This window comes from Arthrobacter sp. SLBN-112 (assembly GCF_030944625.1).
GTDB lineage: Bacteria > Actinomycetota > Actinomycetes > Actinomycetales > Micrococcaceae > Arthrobacter.
Map to the genome: position 1 here is coordinate 1660568 of NZ_JAUSXY010000001.1, position 19424 is coordinate 1679991.

The 19424-nt window shown below is 67.1% G+C and carries 19 protein-coding genes; 10 read left to right on the forward strand and 9 right to left on the reverse strand.

All coding sequences use genetic code 11. The features are described from left to right. Nucleotides 1-157: 157 nt before the first annotated feature. From QF050_RS07765 to QF050_RS07775, 3 genes are all read left to right on the forward strand, one after another. The gene (locus QF050_RS07765; protein WP_308929917.1) at nt 158-1093 is read left to right on the forward strand and encodes an IniB N-terminal domain-containing protein; all 936 of its coding nucleotides are present in this window, start codon (nt 158-160) and stop codon (nt 1091-1093) included. 121 nt (nt 1094-1214) lie between these two features. Continuing rightward, nucleotides 1215-3065, forward strand: coding sequence for a dynamin family protein (locus QF050_RS07770; RefSeq protein WP_308932125.1), 1851 nt, complete (start codon nt 1215-1217; stop codon nt 3063-3065). Continuing rightward, nucleotides 3062-4555: a dynamin family protein gene (locus QF050_RS07775; protein ID WP_308929918.1), complete on the forward strand. Its 1494-nt coding sequence runs from the start codon at nt 3062-3064 to the stop codon at nt 4553-4555. Before QF050_RS07770 ends, QF050_RS07775 begins: the two co-directional genes overlap by 4 nt. On the opposite strand, the gene QF050_RS07780 is transcribed toward QF050_RS07775, so the two are convergent. Together QF050_RS07780 and QF050_RS07785 are read right to left on the reverse strand one after the other, a co-directional pair. Continuing rightward, the gene (locus tag QF050_RS07780) at nt 4552-5115 is read right to left on the reverse strand and encodes a hypothetical protein (protein ID WP_308929919.1); all 564 of its coding nucleotides are present in this window, start codon (nt 5113-5115) and stop codon (nt 4552-4554) included. The two genes, QF050_RS07775 and QF050_RS07780, sit on opposite strands and share 4 nt — an antisense overlap. Nucleotides 5116-5120: 5 nt before the next feature. Then, on the reverse strand, nt 5121-5510 hold the full coding sequence (locus tag QF050_RS07785; protein WP_308929920.1) for a PLD nuclease N-terminal domain-containing protein: 390 nt from the start codon (nt 5508-5510) through the stop codon (nt 5121-5123). 61 nt (nt 5511-5571) lie between these two features. Between QF050_RS07785 and QF050_RS07790 the strand changes: the two genes are divergently transcribed. After that, nucleotides 5572-5880 carry a DUF4229 domain-containing protein gene (locus QF050_RS07790; protein WP_308929921.1) on the forward strand — a complete coding sequence of 103 codons (309 nt, stop codon included), beginning with the start codon at nt 5572-5574 and terminating at the stop codon, nt 5878-5880. Here QF050_RS07790 and QF050_RS07795 read toward each other — a convergent pair. From QF050_RS07795 to QF050_RS07810, 4 genes are all read right to left on the reverse strand, one after another. After that, complete coding sequence (locus tag QF050_RS07795; protein ID WP_308929922.1) at nt 5877-6758, reverse strand: 1,4-dihydroxy-2-naphthoate polyprenyltransferase; 882 nt, start codon at nt 6756-6758, stop codon at nt 5877-5879. The two genes, QF050_RS07790 and QF050_RS07795, sit on opposite strands and share 4 nt — an antisense overlap. 75 nt (nt 6759-6833) lie before the next feature. After that, nucleotides 6834-8057 (reverse strand): AMP-binding protein, encoded by a 1224-nt coding sequence (locus QF050_RS07800; RefSeq protein WP_308929923.1) that lies wholly within the window; start codon nt 8055-8057, stop codon nt 6834-6836. Nucleotides 8058-8070: 13 nt separating this feature from the next. Further along, nucleotides 8071-9024, reverse strand: coding sequence for a 1,4-dihydroxy-2-naphthoyl-CoA synthase (locus tag QF050_RS07805; RefSeq protein WP_308929924.1), 954 nt, complete (start codon nt 9022-9024; stop codon nt 8071-8073). A 22-nt stretch (nt 9025-9046) separates the two neighbouring features. Next, nucleotides 9047-9487, reverse strand: a complete 441-nt coding sequence (locus tag QF050_RS07810) for a VOC family protein (protein WP_308929925.1) — start codon at nt 9485-9487, stop codon at nt 9047-9049. Nucleotides 9488-9649: 162 nt separating this feature from the next. Between QF050_RS07810 and QF050_RS07815 the strand changes: the two genes are divergently transcribed. The 4 genes from QF050_RS07815 to QF050_RS07830 are packed head-to-tail and all read left to right on the forward strand — an operon-like array spanning nt 9650 to nt 14570. Next, nucleotides 9650-10927, forward strand: coding sequence for an extracellular solute-binding protein (locus QF050_RS07815; RefSeq protein ID WP_308929926.1), 1278 nt, complete (start codon nt 9650-9652; stop codon nt 10925-10927). Between the two features lie 4 nt (nt 10928-10931). After that, nucleotides 10932-11873: a sugar ABC transporter permease gene (locus tag QF050_RS07820; RefSeq protein WP_308929927.1), complete on the forward strand. Its 942-nt coding sequence runs from the start codon at nt 10932-10934 to the stop codon at nt 11871-11873. Between the two features lie 3 nt (nt 11874-11876). Then, on the forward strand, nt 11877-12809 hold the full coding sequence (locus QF050_RS07825; protein ID WP_308929928.1) for a carbohydrate ABC transporter permease: 933 nt from the start codon (nt 11877-11879) through the stop codon (nt 12807-12809). 39 nt (nt 12810-12848) lie between these two features. After that, nucleotides 12849-14570 (forward strand): hypothetical protein, encoded by a 1722-nt coding sequence (locus QF050_RS07830; protein WP_308929929.1) that lies wholly within the window; start codon nt 12849-12851, stop codon nt 14568-14570. A gap of 13 nt (nt 14571-14583) precedes the next feature. Here QF050_RS07830 and QF050_RS07835 read toward each other — a convergent pair whose 3' ends face one another. Beyond that, complete coding sequence (locus QF050_RS07835) at nt 14584-15345, reverse strand: CPBP family intramembrane glutamic endopeptidase (protein ID WP_308929930.1); 762 nt, start codon at nt 15343-15345, stop codon at nt 14584-14586. A 206-nt stretch (nt 15346-15551) separates the two neighbouring features. Between QF050_RS07835 and QF050_RS07840 the strand changes: the two genes are divergently transcribed. Beyond that, nucleotides 15552-17012, forward strand: coding sequence for an amino acid permease (locus QF050_RS07840; protein ID WP_308929931.1), 1461 nt, complete (start codon nt 15552-15554; stop codon nt 17010-17012). A gap of 100 nt (nt 17013-17112) precedes the next feature. Here QF050_RS07840 and QF050_RS07845 read toward each other — a convergent pair whose 3' ends face one another. Continuing rightward, nucleotides 17113-17850 (reverse strand): dienelactone hydrolase family protein, encoded by a 738-nt coding sequence (locus QF050_RS07845; RefSeq protein ID WP_308929932.1) that lies wholly within the window; start codon nt 17848-17850, stop codon nt 17113-17115. 120 nt (nt 17851-17970) lie between these two features. Here QF050_RS07845 and QF050_RS07850 point away from each other — a divergent pair, with 120 nt between their 5' ends. Continuing rightward, the gene (locus QF050_RS07850; RefSeq protein ID WP_308932126.1) at nt 17971-19026 is read left to right on the forward strand and encodes a DNA polymerase IV; all 1056 of its coding nucleotides are present in this window, start codon (nt 17971-17973) and stop codon (nt 19024-19026) included. A gap of 211 nt (nt 19027-19237) precedes the next feature. On the opposite strand, the gene QF050_RS07855 is transcribed toward QF050_RS07850, so the two are convergent. Beyond that, nucleotides 19238-19414 carry a CsbD family protein gene (locus tag QF050_RS07855; RefSeq protein WP_308929933.1) on the reverse strand — a complete coding sequence of 59 codons (177 nt, stop codon included), beginning with the start codon at nt 19412-19414 and terminating at the stop codon, nt 19238-19240. Nucleotides 19415-19424: the final 10 nt, after the last annotated feature.

The window sequence follows — 19424 nt, forward strand, 5'->3', positions numbered from 1 at the left end:
ATGCCCCTAGCGCCGGGGGTGTCCGTACCCCGCAGCCGGGCCCGTCGTTAGGGGAATGAGCCCCGATGCCCCTGCGCGGCCGCGAACCTAGGTTTGAACCAGCCAGGGTACCGCGCCGGCCGATCCGAAACTCGAAAAAGATGTGAGGACCACGCAGATGCCAACACTCGCGAACGACCTCGTTCAGTTCCTCATGCAACTCTTCGGCGACCGGGAAGCAGTCCAGGAGTTCCTGGACAACCCGGAGCGGGCGTTGGCGGATCACGGGCTGGGCAACGTGTGCTCGGCCGATGTTGATGCGGCGATGCCTGTTGTCCTCGATTACGCGCCCATCACAGTCAACACCCTTTGGTTCGAGCGGAACTACAACACCGGCGGCAACGGCTCAGGGGCCGGTCCCGCGGGCGCGGCAGCCGGGCACGGCGGCTATGGCCCGGGCAACGGCAGCACTGCCTACGACACTGACGACCACGCTTACGCGGTCCAACAGCTCCACCACGTGGTGAACCACTTCTCCTACACCGCCGGCGCCACCATTGTGGACGAGCGGGCCACCATTGCCGGCCAGTCCGCGCAGCAGAACGTCTGGGCCCAAGGGGACGTGGAGCAGTGGTTCGACAACGGCCTGGCAGCGGCAACAGATGACCACGCAACGGTGGCCGCCGGCCATGCCCCGGCGGGCCTCGGGGACGCCGGAACCGGAGACGCGGGCACCGGGGACGCGGGCATCGCGGACGCCGGTACACCGGACATCTCCATGGAGGACGATGCCAATGGGCTGTCCCGCTCCTTGACCGCAGACCCCAGCCTGGACACGGATAACGCGTTCGCCGGGGAACTCGATCATTCCGGCCACGCCCTGGATCGCGGCCTGGTCCCCACTGCCGGGGACCCGTACAGCGATGCCTCCGGCCATGGCTCCCTTCCGGTGGACCTGCACATGGACGACCCCTTCGACGACAACGCCGCCGCCAGCTTGGCCGGGGACTCCCAGCTCGATTTTGCCGAGGACGAGCCCGCCCACCCCGATGCGGACCTGGAGACCCACCACATTATCGACGTTCCGGTGGTTGACGACTCCGCCGGGCTGTAACACGCTGGTGCCGGAAGTTAAACCGGCGGGCAGGAGGCGTCCACCTCCCGCCCGGGACATTGGGTACTGGAACGAAGGACGCGCTGTGGCAGAAGCAGGACCCGCAAGGCCGCCTGATCCCATGACGGCGGGCCAGCTCATGAAGCTGGTTGAGCAGGGCCTGCAGCTGGTGGGCGGCGGTGACCGCGGGGACCTGCGAAAGAGGCTGGAGCAGGCCGCGGCGCGGTTGCAGGACCCAAGCATCAGGGTGATCGTGGTGGGGGAGTTCAAACAGGGCAAGAGCAAGCTCATCAACGCCCTGGTGAACGCCCCCGTGTGCCCGGTGGATGATGACATTGCCACCTCCGTTCCCACGGCCGTCCGGTACGGGGAGCCGGCGTCCGCCGCCATCCTGGTGCCTACGGCCGGCACCCCTGACGGCGGGGAAGAGAGCATGGAGCGCCGTCCGGTGGACCTGGCGGACCTGCCTGCCCTCGTCTCCGAGCAGGGCAACCCGGGAAACAGCAGGAAGCTCACGGCTGCGGAGGTATGCCTGCCCCGCCGGGTCCTGACCGGGGGCCTCACCATCATCGACTCCCCGGGGGTGGGCGGGATGGGGTCCACCCACACGCTGACCACCCTCACCGCATTGCCCACCGCCGATGCCATGCTGCTGGTCTCGGATGCGTCCCAGGAATACACCGAACCGGAACTCCGCTTCCTGCGCCAGGCCATGCGGATCACCCCCAGCGTCGCAGCGGTGCTCTCCAAGACAGACCTCTACCCCGACTGGCGGCGCGTGGAGGAGCTGGACAGGGCACACCTGGACCAGGTGGCACCGGACATTCCGTTGTTCCCCGTCTCCGCCGACCTCCGCCTGGAGGCCTCACGGCTCCAGGACAACGAGCTCAACGCCGAATCCGGCTTTCCCGGCCTGGTGGCGCACCTGCGCAACGAGATCGTGGCGAAGGCCCAGCGCCTCCAGCGGCGCTCCGTCAGCCAGGACCTGCTTTCAGTCACCGTGAACCTCCAGCTGTCCCTGCAGTCCGAGCTTGAGGCCCTGGAGAATCCGGACGGGACCCCGCACATGCTGGAGGCCCTGGAACACGCCAAGACCGAGGCCGATGATCTGCGCAAGCGCTCCGCCCGCTGGCAGCTGACCCTCAGCGACGGCATCAACGACCTCATTGCCGACATGGAATACGACCTGCGGGACCGTCTTCGCCGGATCCAGCGCGAAGCCGAGGCCGCGATCGACCAAGGCGATCCCGGGCCGGTCTGGGCCGAGTTCTCCCAATGGCTCGAAGAATGCGTTGCCGCGGCGGTCTCCGACACCTTCGTCTGGACCAGCGAACGGTCCCAATGGCTCGCGGCACAGGTGGCCGGGCACTTTGCCGCGGACGAGGTGTCCTTGCCCGTCGTGCACGTCTCGGAATCGGGGGACGCCCTTGATCCGGTGGACGAGATGCCCGGGTTGGATCCCGGCCGGGTGAACCCGGTCCAGAAGGTCTTGATCGGCATGCGCGGATCCTACGGCGGCGTCTTGATGTTCGGCCTCCTCACGGGGATTTTCGGGATGGCCCTGATCAATCCCCTCTCGGTGGGCGCTGGCCTGCTGCTGGGACGCAAGGCCTACCGGGAGGACAAGGAAGCGCGGCTGAAGCGCCGCCAGGGCGAAGCCAAAACACTGGTCAGGCGCCAGCTGGATGACGTGACGTTCCAGGTGGGAAAACAACTGAAAGACAGGCTGCGCCTGGTGCAGCGGACCACCCGGGACCACTTCACCGACATCGCAGACGAATACCACCGTTCGCTCTCGGACTCTGTGGCAGCGGCCCAGAAAGCCGCCAACTCCTACGCCCAGGAGAGGGAAGGGCGCATCCGGGACATCAGGAGCGAGCTTAAGAGGGTGGAGGCGTTGCACCGGGCTGCCGAAGCTGTGTCTGCCGAGGTCCGCGCCTCCGGCGTCCGCACCGCCGCGGGGGTGGGATGACAGCGGCCATCATGGCCGGGGCGGCGAGGCTCATCCGGGACACCTTGGAGGCCTACCGCGACGACCCGGAAGCCGCAGAGGTGCTTCAGGGCTATGCCCGGCGCCTGGCCGAGCCACTTAGGATCGCCGTGGCCGGCATGGTCAAAGCAGGGAAATCCACCCTCCTGAACGCCATCATCGGCGAGGAAATCGCTCCTACGGACACCGGCGAATGCACCAGGATCGTCACGTGGTACCGGCACGGGCCCACGCCCCGCATCACGCTGCACCCCATCGACGGCGCGCCCCGCACCCTGCCGCTGAAACGCGTGGACGGGCGCCTGGTCTTCGTCCTGGACGGGATGCGGGCGGAGGAAGTGGAGAGGCTGGACGTCGAATGGCCCTCGCCCGCGCTGCAGGCCATGACGTTGATCGACACCCCCGGTATCGCTTCCCTGTCGAGGGCCGTGTCCGCCCGGACCCTGGCGTTCCTGACCCCGGAGGATTCGGCGTCGGAGGCCGACGCCGTCATCTACCTGATGCGCCACATGCACGCCTCCGACCTTCGCTTCCTCGAATCCTTTCGGGACACCCGGGCCGGGCGCTCCGGCACCGTCAACGCCATCGCGGTGCTGTCCCGGGCCGATGAAGTGGGGGCCGGCCGGATCGACTCGTTGATCTCCGCCGGCAGCATCGCCGAGAGGTACAGCCGCGATCCCAACCTGCGGAAACTGGCGTTGGCGGTAGTCCCGGTTGCAGGACTCCTGGCCCAAAGTGCCCGCACCCTGCGCCAGGCGGACTTCGAAGCCCTCCGCATGCTGGCAGGCCTTGACCGGGCAGCGCGCGAACGCGCCCTGCTCTCCGCGGACAGGTTCCGCCGGTCCACCGACCCCGAAGGACTGACGGAGGAGGCACGGACGGCACTCCTGGAGCGTTACGGGCTTTTTGGCATCCGGCTTGCCTCGGTCCTTATCCGGAACGGGTTCACGGAAGCCACGCCCCTTGCCCATGAGCTTGCCCGGCGCAGCGGATTGGACCCGCTGCTGGACGTGCTGGACCGCCAGTTCCAGGCGAGGTCCGAGGCTTTGAAGGCCAGGACCGCGCTGGCGGCGGTGGAGAACCTCCTGGCAAGCCGCCCCCGCGAGGGGACCGAGCGCCTGGCGGCATCCCTGGAACGGCTCCAGGCGAACGCCCACGAGTTCCGGGAACTCCAGTTGCTCGCGGTGTTGCGGACCACGGGGGTGGACCTGCCGCCCGAACTGGCTGCGGAAGCTGAACGGCTCCTCGGCGGCAGCGGCGCGGCAGCCTGGGTGCGGCTGGACCTGGACGCCGGTTCCGGGCCCGAGGCGCTTGCCGCAGGGGCCCGGGAGTGCCTTGCACGCTGGCGTGCGGTCGCCGAGAGCCCCCTGACCGGCCGGTCCGCCGCCGAGGCATGCCGGGTGGTGATCCGCAGCTGCGAGGGCGTAGTGGCTGAGTGCGCCGACCGGAACCGCCGGCCGCGGTCAGCCTAGTGACGCCCCTGCCGCAGCCAGGCACCGGCCGGCGGCAGGAACAGAAGCACCAGTCCGGCGAACGCCAGGGCCAGTCCTGCCACCCACAGCATCACCACATAGCTGCCGGCCGCACCGGTGGGGACCAGGAAGACGGACGCCAGCAGCAGGACGGGCAGGTGGCTGGCCAGCAGCGGAACAAGGACCCAGCGTGCCCAGGCCCGGCGGCCCAGGACCGCGGCCAGGGCCACGGCCTCCAGCAGGGTGACCAGCAGCAGGGCGCCCATGCTTCCCCAGAAGACGATTTCCGCGGCGGTGCCCACGGACCCCACGCCGCTGCGCGCCGCCATGTCCGCCACCACCGCACGGAGGCGTTGCAGGTTCGAATCGCGTGCCACGAAGGAGCCGGCCAGGACGGTAAGCCCGGCGAGGAAGCTTAAGACCCAGAGCGTGCGCGCAGTCCGGACAGTGCGGGGCAGGGACGGAGTGGCCGGGATGGGCGGCGGTGCGGACCAGGACAGACCGGGCCGCGGCGGCGGAGCTGGCAGGCGCCGCTCGTCTCCTCCCGGCGGGGACGTCATGGCCCCTATTTCAGTCCGTCGGCATCGTGTTCGTCGGTACCGTGCCGGGGTTTCCGCTCGCCGTCCTTGGCCTTGGCGTCCAGTTCATCCTTGAGCTTCTTGAGCCGTTCAGCCTCGGCCTGGTTGCGGCGGCGGGCCTCCAGGTTGCGGAGGAAGTCCGGGTCGTCGTCCGGGGCGGTGGGATGGGGATAGCTTGGCCGGGGCTGCGCGGTGCCGCGCGGCCTGCCGATCAGCAGCCACAGGATGGCGCCCAGGACGGGCAGGATGATCTGGACGATAATCCACGCCGGTTTCGAAATGCCCCTGGTGAGGCGGCCTTCTGTACGGATCACGTCCACCAGGCCATACACAAAGATGACGAGGACTGCGACGGCCAAAGCCACACGGAAGAGCATGCCATCAAGTCTATCGTCCGGACGCGCAGGGGCCGCGGGCGGAGGCGGCTAAACTTGGATAGTGGCCTTTTTGAAATATTCCCTGATCCGGCTGGCGATCTTCGTGCCCCTGTTCGTCCTGTTCGCGTTCCTGCAGGTCGGGGTGCTGATGTCCGTGATCTGCGCCGCGCTGATCGCCTTCGCTATCAGCTACCTGTTCTTCCAGAAGCAGCGGGACGCTGCCACCGCAGCCCTCCAGCACCGCTTTTCCGGTAAGGCCAAGCCGCTGCGCTCGGCGGGGGAGATCCAGGATGCGAACGCGGAGGATGCCCTGCTCGATGCCAACCCGGACATCACCATCAACAACGCCAAGGGCAACAAGAACGCCTAGAACCCGTGGCTGAGGATCAGGCCCAGTGAGAACAACACGCTGTAGCCGAGGTTGATCAGCCCGGTCTGCTTCAGGACCGGAATCAGGCTCTTGCGCTTGCGCCCGTTGATCATCAGCCAGGCCGGCATCAGGCACGCCGGAATGAGCAGCAGCACGATCAGGATCCATGGCCGGCCCGGCGCCAGGATCACCACCAGCAGGATGGCAACGGCCAGCATCAGGACGTAGCTTTCGCGCGCATGCTTGTCGCCCAGCCGCACGGCGAGGGTCTTCTTTCCGGCCTGCATGTCCGTGGGGATGTCCCTGACGTTGTTGGCCATCAGCAGCGCCGTGGCAATCAGTCCGGTGCCGATCGCGCCGATGACTGCCGGCAGGCTGATATGCCCGGCCTGGGTGTAGGTGGTGCCCAGGGTGGCCACGAGGCCGAAGAACACGAACACGAAGAGATCGCCCAGGCCCATGTAGCCGTAGGGGTTCTTGCCGCCCGTGTAGCCCCAGGCGGCCATGACGCAGCCCAGCCCCACCAGGATCAGCCACCACGCCTGGGTCAGCACCACCAGGACCAGGCCGAACAGCATGGCCAGGGCAAACGTGCCGAACGCGGCCCACTTCACGTGTTCAGGCTTGGCCGCGCCGGAGCCGACCAGCCGCAACGGCCCCACCCGGTCGTCGTCGGTCCCGCGGATGCCGTCCGAGTAGTCGTTCGCGAAGTTCACGCCCACCTGCAGCAGGAGCGCCACCAGCGCAGCGAGGATGGCGTTGGGCAGCAGGAACGAGTCCATTTCGTAGGCGGCGGCGGTGCCGATCAGCACCGGAGCGATCGCTGCCGGCAGTGTCCGGAGTCGGGCGCCTTGGATCCATTGGGCGGCTGTGGCCACGGTTAGTACCTCGTGTTGTTTCGATAAGACGGCAGGATGGAACGGGCGCACCCGCCGCGGTGGTGCAGGTCCACTCTACTTTCCCCGGTGCAGGGCGCTGAGTTCCGCGGTCATGGCGAGCCGGTCGGGTTTGCCGTTCGGCAGCATCCGCAGCCCGGACGCGGTGAGGACGGTCTTGGGCGCCAGGACCCCCAGTTCCTGCTGCCACTGCTGCTGGAGTACGACGGCGGGGTGCCCGGCTTCCTGCCCCGCGCCGGCCTGCCCCGGGCCGCCTTGGCCGGAGTTGCCGTCCCCGGCCAGGGCGACGTAGGCGGCCACGGCCTGGCCCCATTCCGCGGAAGGAACGCCGGCCACGAAAGCCGAGGAGACGGCATCGGACTTTTCCAACTGCTCCTGCACGTGCGCGGCGGAAACCTTGATGCCCCCGGTGATGATGACGTCGTCGGCCCGGCCCAGCACGGTGAGGCGGCCGTCGTCGTCAATGGAGCCGAGGTCGCTGGTGCGGTACCAGCGCACGCCGTCCTCTTCGAAGAACGTCCCGGTTTCTTCATCCGGCGCCTCGATGTAGCCGGCGGCCACCGTGTCCCCGCCCAGCAGGATCCGGCCGTCCGCGGCCACCCGCACCGAGACGCCTTCCAGGGGGTAGCCGTCGTAGATGCAGCCGCCGGAGGTTTCGGCGGAACCGTAAGTGGTGACGACGCGGACGCCGGCGTCACGGGCAGCTGCCAGCAGGGACTGCGGCGCCGGGGCGCCGCCCAGCAGGATGGCGTTGAAGCGGCGGAGCACGGCGAGGGTTTCCGGCGCCGGGTCATCCAGGAGCCGCTGGAGCTGGGTGGGGACCAGGGAGGTGAAGCGGATCTTGTCCGTCAGTTCCAGCGCGGCTGCGGTGAAGGCCTCCGGCGTGAAACCGCCGGACATGTCCATAACCCAGGGCCGCGTGCCGGCGAACAGTGACCGGACCAGCACCTGGATCCCGGCAACGAACTGCACGGGCAGCGCCAGCAGCCACTGCCCCTCGCCCTTGAGCCGCAGCGCCGTGGCCATCGAGGATGCTGCCAGGGACTCCACCGTCAGCAGCGTTGCCTTGGGGGTGCCGGTGGATCCGGACGTGCGGACCACGGCCACGGCGTCATCGCACCCGGGGGTTTCAACGTGTCCCACCACCAGGGCGCCGTCTGCCCCGACGGAGAGTTCGACGGCGGGGCCCTCGCCGTGGAGGGCGGCCGCCAGGGCTTTCAGGGCAGGTTCGATATTGAGGGGGCCGCCGGTGCCGGCGGCCGGTGTTTCTTCGCTGTTCATTGCCGTTCCTCCCTTAGAAGTAGTGCGGGAAGCGTGACCAGTCGGGGTCGCGTTTTTGCAGGAAGGCTTCCTTTCCTTCCACAGCTTCGTCGGTCATGTACGCCAGCCGGGTGGCTTCGCCGGCAAATACCTGCTGGCCTGCCAAGCCGTCGTCGGCCAGGTTGAAGGCGAACTTCAGCATACGGATGGCCTGCGGCGACTGCCGGGCGATGTCCGCTGCGTATTCCAGCGCCACCTCCTCCAGGCGTTCGTGGTCCACGGCCTCGTTCACGGCGCCCATCCGGACCATGTCCTCAGCGGAATATTCGCGGGCCAGGAAGAAGATCTCCCGGGCGGTCTTTTGGCCCACCTGCCGGGCCAGCAGCGCGGAGCCGTAACCGGCGTCGAAACTTCCCACCGTGGCGTCCGTCTGCTTGAACTTGCCGTGCTGCCGGGATGCGATGGTGAGGTCGCTGACCACATGCAGCGAGTGGCCGCCGCCGGCTGCCCAGCCGTTGACGACGGCGATGACCACCTTGGGCATGGTGCGCATGAGCCGCTGGACTTCCAGGATGTGCAGGCGTCCGGCGCGGGCGGGGTCGATGGTCTCCTGCGTCTCGCCGTCGGCGTACCGGTAACCGTCCCTGCCCCGGATCCTTTGGTCGCCGCCGGAGCAGAAGGAGTGGCCCCCGTCCTTGGCGGAGGGGCCGTTGCCGGTCAGCAGGACGGTGGCAACGTCCGGGGTCATCCTCGCGTGGTCCATGGCGCGGTAGAGCTCATCCACGGTGCCCGGACGGAACGCGTTGCGGACCTCCGGCCGGTTGAACGCGATGCGGACCGTGGGCAGGTCACGCACCCAGCCGCCGTCGGAATCCCGCTCCACCTGGCGGTGGTACGTCATGTCCTGGAAGTCCTCGAAGCCGGAAACCACCCGCCAGCGCATGGGATCGAAGACGTCGGACACCGGGGAGGGGATCTGGTTGCTCACCGTCCAAGTCTAGTAATCGGCTTCAGCTGATGCAGAACTCGTTGCCTTCGGGGTCCGCCATGGTGTGCCAGGAGTGTGGCCCTTGCCCCGCCGTCCAGAGGAAGGAGGCGCCGCGCGCCTCGAGTTCGCGACGCACCTCGTCCTTGTCCCGGCCGTCCAGCCGGACGTCCCAGTGCACGCGGTTTTTGACGGTCTTCTCCTCGGGCGCGGTCTGGAACAACATGCGCCGGGCGGGGGCTTTGGCGTCAATTTCCTCGGGCGGCCGGATGGCGGCACCGTCCTTCCACACCAGGTTTCCGCGGTGCGTCATGGTTTGGTCCTCGGTGGCATGGCCCTGCTCGATCATGGAGCGGATGAAGCCGGCATCCTGGGGTTCCACCGCCCACTGCAGGGTTTCGGCCCACCAGTCGGCGAGCTCATGCGGGTTTGAGGAGTCGATCACGATTTGGATATTTAGGCCCATCCGTCCACGGTAAGGGCGGCTGCGGAGTTGGGGAAGGGGGTGCCGTTAACGAGTGGTCCGCTCCTGCAGCGTTGAAAAGTATTCTTGACAATATGTCATGACATAGGTCACAGTTTCTAGCGGAAAGGGTTTTCCCCGCTACAGCGAGAGAAGGACAGAGCATTGTCAGAGACGACAAGAACCTCGAGCATTACCCGCCGCCAGTTCGGGCTGACGGCCTTCGGACTCTCGGCCCTGGCAGCCGGCCTCACCGCCTGCAGCGGAGGAGGGGGAGGCAGCTCCTCGGACGGCGGCTCCAAGACCCTGCAGCTTATCCTGTCCGGCGATACCAACCAGGGTGGCGCGTTCGCTGCCGCCGCCAAGAAGTACAAGGAAGCCACCGGGATCACCATCGAGGTTGTCGATGTCCCCACCGCGGACATCACCACCAAGCTGAAGAATGCTGCCACCGCCAACGACCTCCCGGCGCTGGCCCGCGTCACCGCCATCGACCCGCTGTGGGCCAACCAGCTCCAGGACCTCACGGACATCGCCAAGTCACACAACATCGATCCCAACTTCCTCCAGGAATCACCGGACGGCATCATCCCCGCCATCCCCTCGGACCTCACCGCCGTAGGCCTGTTCATCAACAAGAGCCTGTTCGCCAAGGCCGGCGTCGCCTTCCCCACGTCGATCGACACCACCTGGACCTGGGATGAGTTCATCGCAGCCGTGAACCAGGTCCGCGAGAAGGCAGGCGCCAAATACGGTGTGGTGATGGACCGCTCCGGCCACCGGCTGCGCGCCATGATGTACGAATTCGGCAGCACCGCGTTCGCCAAGGAAAACGGCAAGTACGCCGGCGACAGCAAAGCCGTGGAAGCGCTGGATTACTTCAAGAAGATCAACGACGACCAGACCATGCCCAAATCGGTCTGGCTCAGCGGCGAGGACGGCAACGCCATGTTCAAGAGCGGCCAGGTGGCCGCCTACTACTCCGGCAGCTGGCAGGTGGCGGACTTCAACAAGAACATCAAGGACTTCGAGTGGCTGTCCGTGCCGCTGCCCAAGAAGGAAGTCAACGCCACCAACCTCGGCGGCGGCTTCATGGTGGCCTTCAAGGACACCGGCGCAGATGAGGAAGCCAAGAAGTTCATCGACTGGTTCTACAACGACGCCAACTACACCGAATTCGCCAAGACAGGCGGCTACCTGCCGGTGAAGGACCTTAAGGTGGACTACCCGTTCCAGCAGTCATCGTTCGAGCTGTACCAGAAGCAGATCGCCGGCAACCAGGCCAAGGGGGACAACGCCATCAAGCGCGTGGTCATCGAGGCGTACGCCGAAACCCCGTTCTCCGGCGACCCGCTGCGGGAGGAGACCGTCAAAATGCTCTCCGGCAGCCAGGACGCCAAGACCACGGTGGACAACATCGTGAAGCTCTACAACGGCGCCTGATCCCGTGGCACAACCAACCATCACGCCGACGGCGCCCCCCGCACCGCAGGCAGGACCGGTCCGCAGCAAGTCGGCGCTGAAGCGCCGCAACCGCTACGTCATCGCCCCGCTGGTCCTCATCGGCGTTAACGTGGTGCTCTTCCTGGTGTTCTTCGTCTGGCCGGGGGCGCTGGGGATGCTGTACTCCTTCACGGACTACCGCGGGATCGGCAAGCTGCACTTCATCGGCCTGGCCAACTTCCAGAAGCTCTTCGCGGACGGCTCGTTCTACGCCGCGTTGGGCCGGACCTTCGTGTACACCGTCCTGTCGGTCCCGCTGGTATATGTCTGCTCCCTGGGCGTGGCCGCGCTGCTGGTCAGCAAGGCCGTCCGCGGTCGCACCGCGGCAAAGACCGTAATCTTCCTGCCGTGGCTCATTTCACCCATCGTGGTGGGCGTCATCTGGAAGTGGCTGTTCGGCCAGGACTTCGGGTTCATCAACTTCCTGATTTCCGGCCTCGGCGGCAATCCGCTGCCGTGGTCCAGCGACGGCAACCTGGCCCTCGCCGTGGTCATCTTCGCCTCGGCATGGGGCGGTACCGCTTTCAACATGCTGTTGTTCATCGCCGCGCTGAAGAACATCCCGGAGTCCCTGCTGGAGGCCGCGGAACTGGACGGAGCCAACGCCTGGCAGCGTTTCCGGCACGTCACCCTGCCGGGCATCGCGCCGACGTCGTTCATGGTGGTCCTGCTCTCCACCATCCACGCCATGAAGGAATTCGCCATGATCCAGGCCCTGACCGGCGGCGGCCCCGGAACACAGAACACCCTGATCGTGCAGTACATCTACAAGACCGGTTTTGAGCAGTCAAAGGTGGGCTACGCCAGCGCCGCCTCCATGGTGCTGATGGTGGTCCTGCTGGCCATCGCCCTCATCCAGCTGCGGTTCAACAGGAAGAAGGGCTGATCCATGGCAACAGCTGCCAACCTGCCTCCCGCGGTGGCGGGGGAGCCCGCACCGGAAACACGCAAGGCCGCCGCATCACACCGCAAGGACGGCCGCAACCAGCCGGGAAACCGGGAGATCCGGGCCAAGGCCTCCATCCCCCTGACCCTGCTGATGTGGGTCATCGCCGCCATTTACGCGCTGCCCCTGCTCTGGTTCCTGCTCAGCTCGTTCAAGCCAGGCAGCGAACTGTTCAGCTACCCCTTGTCCATGATTCCCAGGGAATGGACCTTCCAGGGGTTCGCGGACGCATGGGAGCGGGTGGACTTTGCCCAGTACTTCCTGAACACCGCCACCGTGTCCATCACCACCACGGTGCTGACGGTCTTCTTCAGCGCGTGCACCGGATATGCGCTGGCCAAGTACAACAACAAGGGCACCAGGCTGTTCTTCGTGTGCATCCTGGCCACCACCATGCTGCCCACGGAGGTGATCCTGAACCCCACGTTCTCGGTGATCCGGGACCTGGGCCTCTACAACTCACTGGCAGGCATCATCGTCCCGTCGGTGCTCACGGCCACCGGTGTGTTCATGTTCCGGCAGTTCTTCCTTACGGTGCCCGATGACCTGCTGCACTCCGCCAGGATCGACGGCGCGGGCGAGCTGGCCATCTTCTTCCGGATCATGCTCCCGTTGTCCAAGCCCATCCTGTTCACGCTGGCCATCTTCTCCTTCCAGTGGCGGTGGAACGACTACATCTGGCCCCTGATCGTTCTCAACGACCCCAAGTGGTACACCCTGCAGGTGGCGCTGCGGAGCATCGTGGGCGCGGAAAACATCGACTGGCCGGTGCTCCTGGGGGCCTCCGTGATCTCGCTCCTGCCGTTGGTCCTGGTGTTCTTCGTCTTCCAGAAATACGTGCTCAACGCGGACGTCAGCGCCGGGCTGAAGGATTAGGACGGTCCCGCCACGGCGGCCCGGTGAAAGGCAGCAACAGTGCAGACAGCAACAACGGACACAGCCTTCCTGGAACGGGTGGCGGCGGAAGCGGACCGGGAGGTCGCGGCGTTCCTGGCAACGCACGACGACGAGGCCCCGGCCTTGGCGCACCGGCCTGCCATGGCCCGGCTGCTGGCCCTGGCCGCGGTGTTCACCGAGCCCGGCTCCGGTTTCTACCGGCAGGAAAGCCTTGCCGCGGCGATGCGGCGGTGCCTGGACCGGCTTGAGGCGCTGCAAGGGCCCACCGGCCTGTTCGACGGCACCAACCTGTCCTCCCCGCCGGACTCCGCGTTCACCCTGAACGACGTGTGCCTGACGGTGCGGCTGGTCCGCGGCACGGAAACCCCGGACGCCCTCCTGGCGGAGGTGGACGAGCGGCTGGAGGCCATCATCGCCAGGTCCGTTGACGCCATGGTGGCGGGCGGTGTCCACACCCCAAACCACCGCTGGGAGCTCTCTGCCGCCCTGGCTCAGATAAACGCGCTCCACCCGCGGCAGGACATCGGCACCCGGATTGAACAATGGCTGGCCGAGGGCATCGACCAGCTCCCGGACGGCATGTACTCCGAGCGCAGCCCGCTGTACGCCACCGCCGTGACCAATCCCTCGCTGCTGACCATCGCTGACGCCACCGGCCGGGCGGACCTCCTGGACCACGTCCGGGAGAACCTCGCCGCCTTCCTGCCATGGTTCAACGCCGACGGCACCGTGGAATCCGTATTCTCCCGCCGGCAGGACCAGTGGATGCAATTCGGCGCCGCCCCGTTCCTCCACCTGTACCGCCGGCTGGCGGCCCAGGCCGGACGGGCCGATTTCGCCGCCGCGGCCACCTGGCTGGCCCGGCTGCCCCTGCACGAACCCGCGAAGCTGCTTGCCCTCACCCGGCTGGACCCGTGGCTGTCAGCGGCCCTGCCGGCCGAACCGCCGTCGGACGCCGGCCTCCCGGCGCCCCTCGCTCCCGCCGAGGCGGCCCTCGGGAACTGCGGCGCCTACCGGTTCCGCGCCGCAGGGTCCGTGGCTACCGTGTTCGGCGGCTGCGACCCCCTGGTCCCGGGGGTAGGCTCCGGGCTGGCCACCAACCCCACCCTCCTCCGTTTCGGGCATGGCGCGGCAGTGCTGTCTGATCTGCGGCTGTCCAGGAGCTTCTTCGACCTTGGCCCCTTCCGGAGCGAGAACACGGTCCGGCAGGGCAGTGCGCTGGTGCTCTCCGAGCAGCTGGAGGCCAACTTCTACCAGCCCCTGCCGCCGGCCAAGCAGCGCCCGGACGGCATATACGCCCTGGAGCATGAAGGCAGGTTCAGCGCCGGCATGGAATTCAGTGCCCGCGCCGCCGACGTCCACCGGCTCGGCACGGAGATCAGGGTCCAGGCCACGGGCGGGCACGTCGGCCTGGACATTGGGTTCGAGGGCACCTGCACAGCTTTCGCGCTCGAGCTGACCTTTCAGCCCGGCGGAGTGCTCGACGGCGTGGAGCCGGCAGGTGCGCCCGGAACCTACCAGCTGGTGTCCGGTACGGGCACGTACCGGGTGGGCGCGGACGTGATTGAGTTCGGCCCCGGGCTGCCCGCAGACCCGGACAGCCCTGCGGCCTACAACCCCGGCGAAAGCTACCGCTACCTGGGCGGAACCAATGCGGCCGCCGGCACCAAGGTCTACATCACGGGCCGGACGCGTGGCCGCCAACAGTTCACCCTCCGGGGGTACACGCAGCCGGACTGAGTACCGGCCCTGCCTACGCCTGGACGTGTTGCATCTGCTCGAAAAATTCCGGCGGGATGGCGTAGACCAGGACCACGGCCAGCAGGTTCTTGGCGGCGTGGACAAAGTAGGAGAACATGACGTTCTTCCCCGTCCATACGTAGACGAACACCAGCGTGGCGCCCATAGCGAGGTAGGGGAGCAGTGCCGTCAAGGTAATTGCCTCCTGCCCCACGATGTGCAGCGCCGCGAACAGCACCGCCGACAAGACGCAGCAGATCCAGATGTTCACCCGCCCGGCCAGCTTGCCGATCAGCAGGTGGCGGAAGATGTATTCCTCCACGAACGGTCCCACCACCACCAGCAGCGGCACCATGAGCCATGGCGGCACCTGCTGCATCAGGGCCTGCAGGCCGGCCTGGTTGGCGGAGGTTTCCACCTGCCCGTTCACCGCCACCAGGATCGCGGTGAGGATCAGCATCGCGATCACGGCCGCGGGGACCATCAGCAGGGTGAACCAGGGGCGGGTGGCCAGGACCTTGAGGTCGCGGACCACCACTTTCCGGGCAGCCAGGAGCGCCACGATTCCCACCGAGGCATAGAACAGCAGGTTCACCGCGTAGGAGGCGGCGGCCGGGGACGGCGCGACCTGCCGCAGGAACGGCGCCACCAGATCGCCGGCTGCCGCGAAGAATCCCGCGATGGCCACATAGAGGCACAGTGCCGCCAGGTCCAGGCGCGAAAAACGGTAGAGCTGCGGCTGCGGGGCGGGGGGTACGCGGTGGGCTGTGGCCATGACTTCAGCCTATCGCCGGGGGTGCCGTGTAGTGCGCGTCACGTACCACCCCGCCCGGTCTTGTAGGATGGACAGGCCGCGTGAAGCTTCGGCAGTTCGATGATTTACGCTCACAATCGCTGGTTCCACGGCCGGAAGGTCGAATTTTGTGAGCCCGATCATACGAATTCCGGATGCGGCCAACCCCCAACCCACAAGGAACAGTTGTGCCTCAAAGTACCCCCACAGACCTTAAGAACATCACGGCGGCAACCCCCGCCGTCGACCCCTCCCTCAGTGCCGAGGGCTACAGCAAGACCCTGGGCCGGCGCCACGTCACCATGATCGCCATGGGCGGCGCCATCGGCGTGGGCCTCTTCATGGGGGCCGGCGGCCGCCTCGCCTCCACCGGCCCGGCCCTGATCTTCTCCTACGCCATCGCCGGCGTCATCGCCTACCTGCTGATGCGGGCCCTGGGCGAACTCATCATGTACCGCCAGACCTCCGGCTCACTGGTGAGCTACTCGGGCGAGATGTTCGGCAAAAAGGGCGCATACATGTCCGGCTGGATGTACTTCATCAACTGGGGCATGACTGGCATCGCCGAACTCATCGCGATCGGCCTGTACTTCCAGTTCTTCTTCCCCAACGTCCCGGTGGAAGCCTCGGCCATCGCGGCGCTGGCGCTCCTCGTGGCAGTGAACCTGCTCAGCGTGAAGGCGTTCGGTGAGTTTGAATTCTGGGCCTCCTGCCTCAAGGTGGGCGCCATCCTGATCTTCCTGGTGGTGGGAACGTTCATGGTGGTCACCAACGCCAAGGTGGGTGACGGGCACGCCTCCGTCAGCAACCTCTTCGCAGCGGACGGCGGCATGTTCCCCAAGGGCGCCCTGGTGATGGTCCTGGTCCTGAACGCCGTGATCTTCGCCTACAACGGCATCGAGCTGGTCGGCGTCACTGCCGGCGAGATGCAAAAGCCGGAACGCGAAGTGCCCAAGGCGATCCGCGCCGTCGTGCTGCGCATCGTCGTGTTCTACGTAGGCTCCGTCCTGCTGCTGGCCATGCTGCTGCCATCGGACCAGTACAAGGCCGGCACCTCGCCGTTCGTTACCGTCTTCGGCCAGATGGGCCTGGGCTGGGTGGGTGATGTGATGAACATGATCGTCATCACCGCCGCCCTTTCCTCCTGCAACTCCGGCCTGTACTCGATCGGCCGCGTCTTCCGCACCATGGCCAACAACGGGCACGCTCCGCAGTGGCTCACGAAGATGTCCAGGCGGCACGTCCCGTATGCAGCGATCCTGGCCATCGCCGCGTTCTACCTGGTGGGCATCCTGCTGAACATCTGGCTGGGCGGCTCGCATGCGTTCGACCTCGCGCTGAACACCGCCTCGATCGGCGTGATCTTCTGCTGGGGATCGATCTTCGCCAGCCAGATCGTGCTGCGCCGCCGCAAGGGCATCACCTCCACCCTGCCCATGCCCGGTTCGCCGTGGACCAGTTGGGCCGGCCTGGTTGGCCTGCTTGCCATCACTGTGCTCATCGGCTTTGACACGATGACCAGCAAGGACGGCGAGGTGTTCTACCTGGGCCTCTGGACCTTGGGCACCATCCCGTTCTTCGCGTTGGTCCTGTGGCTGGGCTGGCAGAAGGTCAAGGACAACCAGCCCAAGAGCGAGCTCTACAGCTGACGCCGGATCTTCCTGGAACAACGTTCGACGGCGGGCCGTCCCCTTTGGTGGGGCGGTCCGCCGTCGGCGTATGCGCTGGACAGCCCTGCGGTGCCCGGGCTCAGTTTTTCAGGTAGCGGGCAAAGTGGTCTTCGATGCGCTGCCAGGCCTCAGGGGAGGACTCCGGGTCCGGGCCGACGCCCATGACCCGCATCAGGGGGCGCAGGAGTGCCGGACCCAGCTCTTCATCGTTGAGGAAAGCGTGGCCGGCGGTGGGGAACTCCTTGACGCTGTGATCGATGCCCAGCTGGTCAAGGGCCGAGTCGAGCCGGGCCGCGGCGCCCTTCAGGGACTTGTCCGCACCGCCGTAGTTGGCAACGATGGGGCAGGCGCCGCGCAGTGCATCCACCAGGTCCTCCTGCTGTTTACCCGGGAGCCGGCCGTAGTTGACCGAGGCGGCGTCGAACCCGTCCCGGGCCACCAGCAGGGCGAACGCGCCGCCCATGCAGAAGCCAATCACCCCGGTCCTGCCGTTGCCCAGTTCCGATGCCGCGAGCCACGTGCGTGCCGTGGCGATGTCAACGAACGGCCGGCCGGTGCGGGCCGCCATGGCGCGCATGGTTCCCACCAGGCATCGCCGCCGGCCGCCGTCGCTGAACAGGTCCAGTGCCAGGGTCAGGTACCCGGCCCGGGCCAGCCGGTCGGCATGCCGGCGGGTCTGGTCGTCAAGGCCGAACACTTCGTGGATCATGACGACGGCGGGAAACGGGCCCTGCCCTTGCGGCACGGCAAGGTATCCGCGCAGGGAGGTGGATCCGCCGGCGGCGGCGCTTTCGGTGCCCAGGTCTACGTAGGTCATGCCTAAGGCTAACGGCGCAGTGGGGGAGTCCTCCTGCCGTTTCCGGTCCTGGAGCGCGCGGCCAAAAGGTGGCCTGTGGCGGCGGCCCGGGGCAGACTTGGGCTTGTGAGCGAACCGTGGGTGCTGCATGTGGACCTGGACCAGTTCATCGCTGCCGTGGAAGTCCTCCGCCGGCCCGAGCTGGCGGGCAAACCGGTGATCGTGGGCGGCCGCGGCGACCCCACTGAACGCGCCGTGGTATCCACGGCGTCCTACGAAGCCAGGGCGTTTGGGGTGGGGTCCGGGATGCCGCTGCGCATCGCCGCGCGGAAAGTCCCGGACGCGGTCATCCTGCCTGTGGATCACGAGGCGTATCTCAGGGAATCGGAAAAGGTCATGGCAGTGCTGCGCTCGCAGCCGGGCGCCACCGTCCAGGTGCTGGGCTGGGACGAAGCGTTCGTGGGCATCGAGAGTGACGTCCCCGAAGACATCGCCCGGCAGTTGCAGCAGGCAGTCCTGGCCGAGACCCGGCTGCACTGCAGCATCGGCATAGGGGACACCCTGGTCCGGGCCAAGGTGGCCACCGGGTTCGGCAAGCCCGCGGGCATCTTCCGGCTCACGGACGGCAACTGGCTCCAGGTGATGGGGGACCGGCCCACGATCGACCTGTGGGGCGTGGGGACGAAGGTGTCGCGGCGCCTCGCCACTTTGGGCATTACGACGGTTTCCGAACTCGCAGCCGCCAACCCCGATGCCCTGGTTCCCGAGTTCGGTCCCAAGATGGGTCCGTGGTACGCCCAGCTGGGACGCGGTGATGGGTCGCGGGTGGTTGATGACACGCCCTGGGTGGCCCGGGGGCACAGCCGTGAAACCACTTTCCAGCGCGACCTGACGGCTGCCGCGGACATCGACCACGCCATCAGGGAGTTGGCTGCGCACGTTTGGGACGATGTCGCGGCGGAGGGGCGGCCGGTGATCGGCCTGACCTTGAAGGTGCGCTACGCGCCGTTCACCACCACCACATACGGCCGGAAGATCCCCGAAACGTCCGCCCCTGCGGAAGTTCTGGCGCAGGCCTTGGAGCTTGCGGCGAAGATCGAGCCCGGCCGCCCCATCCGGCTGCTCGGGCTGCGGGCAGAAATGACCATGCCTGACGATTCGCGGCAGGGCCACACTCCCACCCGCAGTGGATGGTAACCCCCATCGACTGCTGAGTATTTGTCCTTATGACGCCATAAACGACAAGTGGGCCCACGCCGGCAGGATTCCCTGGCCGAGCTTGCGAGGCCAGGGGGCCGGTGGGGAGCAATCGATTGTGAGTGGACAGCGGAACGGCGGCGGATCGATCCGATCCGCCGCCGTGGGGCTGGTGCAGCACGCCGTTCGCTCGGCTGCAGCAACCTGGGTATTAGTCGCGCTTGAACTCGTCCTTGACGCTTTCGCCGACCTTCTTGGCATCTGCCTTGACCTGGTCCGCCTGGCCTTCAGCCTTCAGCCGGTCGTTGTCGGTGACGTTGCCCGCCGCTTCCTTGGCCTTGCCGCCAAGTTCTTCGGCTTCGTTGCTGATCTTGTCTCCGAGGCCCATGGTGCTGGCC